This window comes from Streptomyces sp. KLMMK, from assembly GCF_036961605.1.
GTDB classification, from domain to species: Bacteria; Actinomycetota; Actinomycetes; order Streptomycetales; family Streptomycetaceae; genus Streptomyces; species Streptomyces telluris.
On record NZ_JBAMDC010000327.1, the window covers coordinates 1 to 7,406 of the forward strand.

Below are 7,406 nucleotides of genomic sequence, written 5' to 3' on the forward strand. Positions count from 1 at the left end.
GAGGACCGGCTCGTGGCTCCCGCTCGGCGGCATGCGATCAGCGGCGGAGTTGGATCCGGTAGACGCGTCGCAGGTTGGGGTGCTCCGCCACGCTCCAGAGACGGTCGGCGTCGTAGCTGAGGTCTTCGGGTCCGATGGCGAGTGTTCCGTGGAGTTTCGGGTCGCCGCTACGGCCCTTGTGCAGCCACAGTTGCCCTGCCTTCGGGGCAAGCGCCCCGACTGCTTCGCTGGCTGCGGGGCCTTGCGTGCCGCGGTCGTTGGCGGCGTAGTACGCGTCCTTGCCCACGGCGACCGCCCCTTGGACGTAGGGCTTGGACAGCCAGTCCTCCTCGGACAGCCCGTCGACCAGATAGCCGGTCGGCGCCAGGTCCCAGCGCACGACCCTGCCCCTGTCGCCGTTGTCCAGGAATTCGCTGACGACGAGGGAGTGGGGTTCGTTGGGGCGCGTGCGGTCCAGTGACAGCTGCGAGTGCCGCAGCTTGCCGCTGCCCCGGTTCTCGTACACGTGGTGCAGCGGGAGGATGTAGTCGTAGCCGAAGGCCTTGGCCTTGTCCGCGCCCTCCACCTTGACCATCCGGGAGAGGTCGAAGGCGCTCAACCCGCCCTGCTTGAAGGGGGCGAGCCGGCCCGGCAGGTTGGCGACGTAGAGGAAGTTCCCGGCCCAGGCCACACCGCCCGCGTGCATGATGACCGGCTGGAAGGTGGCGGTGTCCGAGCCTTCCTCCTGGATGGGCTCCACCAGCAGCACGTGCTCGTAACGCGGCTTCTGCGGGTCACCGGTCACGTCGATGAAGCTGATCCGGGCGCCGCGCTTCTCGTAGTTCTCGTAGCCGTACCAGCTGACGGCGACGACTTTCCGACCGTCCACGGTGCCGCCGTAGCCGTCGACGCTGGTGCTGATCCCCTGGGGGTACCACTGAGTGGTCTTGCCGTCCAGTTGGCCGTGGGGGTCCTTGGTGTCCGGGTCCCAGGAGAAACCGTAGTCGAAGCCGGTCGGCTCCACGCCCGTGCCGGGCCCGTCACGCCAGTTGCCCACGGAGCCACCGGTGCGTGTCGCCTGGCGCAGCACGTCCTTGACCAGGTCCGCGGCGGGTAAGCGGCGGCGCAGGGTGTCGGCTGCGGCGCCCCAGTAGCGGTGGTTCTGCGAGGGGCTGAGCCGCATCGCCAGTGGGAAGCCGTCGGACGCCGCCTGTGCCGTGGAGGGCATGAGCAGACCGCTGGTGGCAGCGGCCAGGGGTATCGCCGCCATGCCGCGTATGACCGCTCTTCGCGAAGTGTTCATGATCAGACACCGTAGGGGCGGAGTCCGTCATTCGGTACGGCTGGGACACAAGTGGCCATAGGGGTGGGATGGTCTGCCGAGGTCCTGCCGAACCAGCGGGATGAGAAGTATCAGAGGCATCAGAGGTATCCGAGGAGGTACCAAGGGAAGGGCATGAACATCGGCCCGGGTGGGCGCCCGGGGAAGCGCCACCAGGGTTGCGAGATCATCGCGAGATGATGGGGTCATGGACGACCTGACGCAGGCGCGGGAGCTGACGCCGATACGAGACGTCGCGGACCGGTTCGAACTGCCGCTCTCGACCTTGCACTACTGGGAGCGGCGCGGCCTGGTGGAGCCGCACCGCCGTTCCGGGCGGCGGTACTTCGACACCGAGCAGGTCTACCGCGTGGCGCTGATCAAGCTGTGGCGGGAGACCGGCCTGATGTCCATCGAGGAGATCGCCGGCCTCCTGCACCGTGACACCTCCGGCACCAGCGGCGGCGCGGACTGGCAGGAGACCGTCCACGGCCGTATCGCCGCCCTCGACGCGCACATCGCCCGCCTCAACGCCGCGCGCACCTACCTCGGCCACCTCCTCACCTGCGCACACGGCGACGACCTGGAGAAATGCCCGGACTTCCGGGCGACCGTCCCCGTGTCCCCCTGACCGCTCACCCGGCGAGGCATGATCCCGTCCGCGGTACCCGTCACGGCGAGGCCTCCCCGCCGGTGCCGGTGATCACCCGGAGCGGGGCACGGTGCCGGAGCGGGTCATGTGCCAGAACGGGTCATGTGCCGGACCGGGTCATGTGCCGGACCGGGCATGGCGAGGGCCGCCACAAGCGCGGCAGCAGCCACGCACCCGGCACAGACGAGGAACGCGACGCCATAACCGTGCGCCAGCGCGGCCGCCCCGTGCGCGCCACCACGCCCGGGATGCGCGTCCGCCCATGCGTCCGCCGCCGCGGCCGAGACCGTGCTGGTCACGGCGAGCCCGACCGCCCCACTGGTCTGCCGGACCGTGTTCAGCACCCCCGCGGCCAGACCGCTGCGCGCCGGCGGGACGCCGCCGGTCGCCGCCACCGTGATCGGGGTGAACGCGGCGGCCGTTCCGAACCCGAACACCACGCCGGAGACCACCACCGTCAGCAGGTAGGCACCGCCCGCGCCCAGCGACGCCGCCACACCTGCGAAGCCGGCCGCGCCCAGCAGACAGCACACCACGGCCGTCCGGCGCGGCCCGAAGCGTAGCGTCAACGCCCCGGCCGCCCGGGCACCGGCGAACATCGCCGCCCCGACCGGCAGGTAGCCGAGCCCGGCGCGCAGCGGCGACCAGCCGTGCACGTCCTGCAGGTACAGCGACAACAGGATGGGGCTGGCGAAGAAGCCCAGGCCGAGCAGCAGCATCACCACGTTGCCGCTGCTCACCGCGCGAAGCCGGAAGAGGCCGAGCGCCAGCAGCGGCTGCCGGGCCCACCGCGCCTGATGCAGCACAAGAATCACCAGCAGCACGACCCCGCCGGCCAGCGGGCCCGCGACCTGCGGGCTCGTCCATCCCGCGACGGCGGCACGCATCACCGCGTACACCACGCCCGTCAGCCCGGCCGTGGCCAGCCCGGCCCCCACGACATCGAGAGACGGCCGGCCGGCGCGGTCGTGCCGCGGCAGCCCGCGCGCGGCGCCGGCCAGGCACAGCACCCCGATCGGGACGGTCACGAAGAACACCCAGCGCCACCCGGCCCACTGGATGAGGACGCCGCCGACCACCGGCCCGGACGCGGCACCGACCGCCCCGACCGCGCTCCACGTGCTCAGCGCCCGTGCCCGCCGGTCGGGTTCGGTGAACGTCGTGGTCAGCAGCGACAGCGTCACCGGCATCAGCAAGGCCCCACCGAGCCCCTGCACGGCCCTCGCGGCCAGCAGCCCGTCCGCTGTCACCGCGAAGCCGCAGGCGACCATCCCGGCAGTGAAGAGCGCCGTCCCGGTCAGCAGCGTCGCCCGGTGGCCGAACACGTCCGCGCACCGGCCGCCGAGCAGCAGGAAGCCCGCAAAGGCGAGGGTGTAGGCGTTGGCAACCCAGGGCAAGGCTGCCGGCGAGAAGCCGAGGGCGGCCCGGATGGCGGGCAGCGTCACCGACACGATGGTGGCGTCCAGGACGACAACGAACGACCCGGCACAGGCCAGGCCCATCACCAGCCGTTCGCCTCCACGGGCACGGCGGGTGCTGCCGGCACGGCGGGTGCTGCCGGCACGGCGGGTGCTGCCGGCATGGCGGGTACTGCCCGCACGGCGCGTACGCTGCTCATGTCGCTCCGCGGGCCGGTCCGTCCCTGCTTCCGCGCCTCCTTCCACAGCGGGCTCCGTCTCCGGTCGCGTATTCATGCGGGCTCCTCGTCGTCCGGCCGGACAGTGACGTCCGGGCGCAGAACGGGCCGGGCGTCGCCCGCCGCCGGGACGGCGAACAGTCCGTCGACGGCAGGGCGCTGGGCGGTGTACGCCGCCTCGAATCCGGTGATCTCCCGCTCGCCTGCGGGCAGCCCGGCGGCGGCCAGCAGGCTCCGCACCCTGACAGCCGCGTCGGGCTGCGTGGCGGTTCCTTCACTCGGCCCGCTCGTACGCTGCCCTCCACGTCCGTCGCTCGTAGGCTGCCCTCCAGGCCCGTCGGGGCGTGTGGGTCGTGTGGTGTCCTCGGTGTCCGCGGCGCCGCACTTTTTGTGTGCTGGCCTGCGCGTCAGCAGCGGCACGTGCGTGTGGCGCTCCCCGCATCCTGTGGCGGCGCGTGCATGCGGTGCCGCGGCCGCCGACGGATCAGGGATACGGCGATGCCAGTCGGTGTGCTGCTGGAAGACATCCCCGACCCGCAGGATCGCCGCCTCGCCCGCCACCGGGCCCGCGATCTGCATCGACAGGGGAAGGCCCGTCGCCGTGCGGCCCATGGGCACCGCGAGGACGGGGTTGGCCAACGGATTCCAGTACGGGGTGTAGATCCTCCCGAACACGCCCGCGTGGTCCTGGTGCCCCGCCTCGTCGGCCAGCGCGGCGAACGGCGGCGCCCCGACCGACGCGGTCGGGCACACGATCACGTCGACATCCGCGAACAGCGCGTCCACGGCCCGCTGCGCCACCGTGCGCACCCGCTGCGCCTGGACGTAGTCCGCGGCTGATATCAGCGCGCCCGTGGCAAGCAGGCCGCGCGCGGCCACCCCGTAGTCGTCCCAATGCCGGGACAGTGCGGTGCGGTGGTGGGCGAGACCCTCGCCGGCCGCGGTCACGAACGTCGCGGTGATCATCTCCTGCCAGTAGGGCAGCCGGCTCTCCACCGGGACGGCGCCGAGTCCGGCGAGCACCGACACGGCCTCGTCGAACGTGCCGGGCAGCGACGGATCGCCGTCCGCGGGAAGGTGGTGTTCCCGTACGACACCGATCCGCAGTCCGTCCAGGCCCTCGCCGGACCCGGTGTCGTCCAAGGAAGCGTGGAAGGAGGCGCCGACGGAGGCATGGACGGAGGCGCCGGCGCCGTCGTGCTCTCCGGCGATGACGCCGAGCACCGCCGCGCAGTCCCTGGCACTCCGGGCGAGCGGGCCGACCCGGTCGAGGCTGTACGCCAGCGGCACGCACCCGGCCACGGGCACCCGCCCGTACGTCGGCATCAGCCCGCTGACCCCGCAGAACGCGGCGGGCATCCGGATGCTGCCCCCGGTGTCGCTGCCGAGCCCGGCCAGGAACATCCCTGCCACGACACCGCTGGCCGAGCCCGAACTGGAGCCGCCGGCCCAGGACTCGCTCCGCCACGGATTGCGCGGCAATGGGAAGGGCTTGTCTTCTTCCGGCAGCCCGCAGCCGAACTCCATCGCAGTCGTCTTCCCGGTGATCACTGCCCCGGCAGCCCGCAGCCGGGCCACCACCGGGGCGTCCCGCCCGGCCCACCAGTCCCGGTCGTGGACCAGGCTCTGCGCGGTGGTCGGTCCGTCCGCCACCGCGATGGTGTCCTTGACTCCGAACGGGATCCCGTGCAGCGGCCCGCGGTCGAGGCCGCGCGCCAACTCCTCGTCGGCGCGGCGGGCCGCCGCCCGCGCCTGCTCGACGAACCGCGTCACGTACACCCCGAGCGACCCGTCGGCGCGCTCGGCCGCGGCGACGGCGGCCTCGGTCAACCCGACGCTGGTCACGCTCCCGTCCCGCAACGCCTGCCCGGCTTCGGTCAAGGTCAGGGGCAGGGGCAGGGGAAAGGGAAAGGGCAGGGGAATGGTCGATATTTCGCTCACGCTTCACCTCCACAGACGCCGTCCCTGATCGCGGACGGCCGGTGAAACGTGACCCTCCCAACTCAACCCGGGTTGAACGCAACTTCCTCGGCGCCGCACACCACCGCCATGGCCCTGCGCCCGTCGGTCGGCCCTATGGCCTTCGGCCTGGCCTGCGGCTCCCGGCCTGGCCACCGCGGTTGCACCGCAAGTGAGGATCCGTACTCATGTGTCCGCACTCCGGTACGGCGACGATCTGGGGCCCGGGGGACGGTGAAGTGCTGCCCTACCCGGGGGCGGAAGGGCTGATCTGGATTCCGGACTGGGTGGGTGAGGGGGGAGCGGTGACCGGCGGAGTGATTCCTGACAGGCCCTTCACCCTCACGGCCGACTGTCAGGGCGCCGGCTCCGTCGAGCTCACGTTCACCGCGCGATACGGGGACACCAGCCCCGTCACCTTCACCGTGGATCCGGCGGACACGCGGACACTCGGACACGGCAGTGGCCCCGTACCTCTGTCCTACCCGGGTTCACCTGACGTCCCGGCAAAAGGGACCCGGATCCAAATGGATCCGGGTCCCTTTCCGTGGTAGCGGGGACAGGATTTGAACCTGCGACCTCTGGGTTATGAGCCCAGCGAGCTACCGAGCTGCTCCACCCCGCGTCGGCAGTGCCTACCGTACGCCATCACAGCGGGCATCAGTTACCACTTCCGGACCGGGGGCCTTCCGTGCGGTGGAGCGACGGGGGTGAGTCTGGGGTGTGACCTGGGGAAATGGCCTGAAGGGCCGGGGAGGTACAGTCGGCCGCGCCGAAAGGGAGGGCGGCATGGGGCCGTCCTTGCGGCGTTCACGGGGGCACGGGCACAGCATGGCGGTCGAGCGGATCAGCGGGCGCGAGGGCGAACTCGAGGCGATCGAGGAGTTCCTGGCGGAGGTGCGCTCCGGCGCCGGCCGGGTCCTGGTGCTGCGCGGTGAGCCCGGGGCCGGGAAGTCGACGCTCTTGCAGTACGCCGCCCGGCGCGCCGCTCCCGCGCGGGTGCTGACGGCGACCGGTGCGGAGCCCGAGTCCGGTATGGCCTTCGCCGCGTTGCACCAGCTGCTGCGCCCGGTGATCGGGCTGGCCGGTACGCTGCCCGGCGCGCAGCGGGACGCCGTCCGCGCGGCTCTGGGGCTGGCTGAGCCTGCGGCCGCCCAGGACCGGTTCCTGGTGGCGGCCGGGGTGCTGTCCCTCCTGGTGGAGGCGGCGGCGCCCGGGGGCCTGGTGTGTGTCGTCGACGATTTCCAGTGGGTCGACCAAGCCTCCGCTGACGCTCTGCTGTTCGCCGCCCGGCGGCTCGGGGTTGAGGCGGCGGGACTGCTGATCGGTACGCGTGACACCCCCGGGGCCAGGCAGGCGCTGCGCACCCTGCCCGCCGTGGACCTGGCGGGGCTGGACGCCCAGGGTGCGCGCGAGGTGCTGTCGGCGTGTGCGGAGGCCGAGCCGGCGCCTGCTGTGGTGGAGGTCCTGACCGCGGCGACCGGGGGGAATCCGCTGGCCCTGCGGGAGACGGCCGGTCTGCTGACCGCCGAGCAGCTGACGGGCCGGGCGCCGCTGCCCGACCCGCTGCCCCTGGGCGACGGCATGGCCGGCGTCTACGGGGAGCAGATCACGCGGCTGCCCGAGGACACCCGGCTCGTCCTGCTCGCCGCCGCGCTGGAGGGGCGCGGTGACGTCCGGCTGATACGGGCGGCCGGGGAGCGGCTCGGGGTGTCCCCCGATGCGCTGTACGCCGCCGAGGCAGCCGGTGTCGTCGAGATCCGGCCTGCCGAAGTCCGCTTCCGGCACCCGCTGATCCGTGCCGCCGTGCACGCCGGGGCCGGCCCGGCGACGCGTCGCTCGGTGCACGGCCACCTCGC

5 protein-coding genes and 1 tRNA gene are annotated in these 7,406 nt (G+C 72.6%); 2 read left to right on the forward strand and 4 right to left on the reverse strand.

Annotated features, from left to right (window positions below; genetic code table 11):
- Positions 1 to 37: 37 nt before the first annotated feature.
- A complete protein-coding gene (locus tag V7793_RS29800) occupies positions 38 to 1,282 on the reverse strand; it encodes a hypothetical protein (RefSeq protein ID WP_336012258.1) in 1,245 nt (414 codons plus the stop codon).
- A 226-nt stretch (positions 1,283 to 1,508) separates the two neighbouring features.
- Between V7793_RS29800 and V7793_RS29805 the strand changes: the two genes are divergently transcribed.
- Entirely contained in the window at positions 1,509 to 1,931 is a 423-nt protein-coding gene (locus tag V7793_RS29805; protein ID WP_336012262.1) for a helix-turn-helix domain-containing protein, read from the forward strand.
- 104 nt (positions 1,932 to 2,035) lie between these two features.
- On the opposite strand, the gene V7793_RS29810 is transcribed toward V7793_RS29805, so the two are convergent.
- The 3 genes from V7793_RS29810 to V7793_RS29820 all read right to left on the reverse strand — a co-directional run bounded on the left by V7793_RS29810 (position 2,036) and on the right by V7793_RS29820 (position 6,172).
- Complete coding sequence (locus V7793_RS29810) at positions 2,036 to 3,646, reverse strand: MFS transporter (protein WP_336012264.1); 1,611 nt, start codon at positions 3,644 to 3,646, stop codon at positions 2,036 to 2,038.
- Positions 3,643 to 5,529, reverse strand: a complete 1,887-nt coding sequence (locus V7793_RS29815) for an amidase (RefSeq protein WP_336012266.1) — start codon at positions 5,527 to 5,529, stop codon at positions 3,643 to 3,645. Before V7793_RS29815 ends, V7793_RS29810 begins: the two co-directional genes overlap by 4 nt.
- Before the next feature lie 566 nt (positions 5,530 to 6,095).
- Positions 6,096 to 6,172, reverse strand: a tRNA-Met gene (locus V7793_RS29820).
- 206 nt (positions 6,173 to 6,378) lie between these two features.
- Here V7793_RS29820 and V7793_RS29825 point away from each other — a divergent pair.
- The coding region (locus V7793_RS29825; protein WP_336012268.1) for an AAA family ATPase at positions 6,379 to 7,406 on the forward strand (1,028 nt) is incomplete at its 3' end.

Excerpts from the sequence above, each read along its gene's own strand:
- V7793_RS29800 (WP_336012258.1), bottom strand. The coding sequence starts at position 1,282 with ATGAACACTTCGCGAAGAGCGGTCATACGCGGCATGGCGGCGATACCC.
- V7793_RS29805 (WP_336012262.1), top strand. The coding sequence starts at position 1,509 with ATGGACGACCTGACGCAGGCGCGGGAGCTGACGCCGATACGAGACGTC.
- V7793_RS29810 (WP_336012264.1), bottom strand. The coding sequence starts at position 3,646 with ATGAATACGCGACCGGAGACGGAGCCCGCTGTGGAAGGAGGCGCGGAA.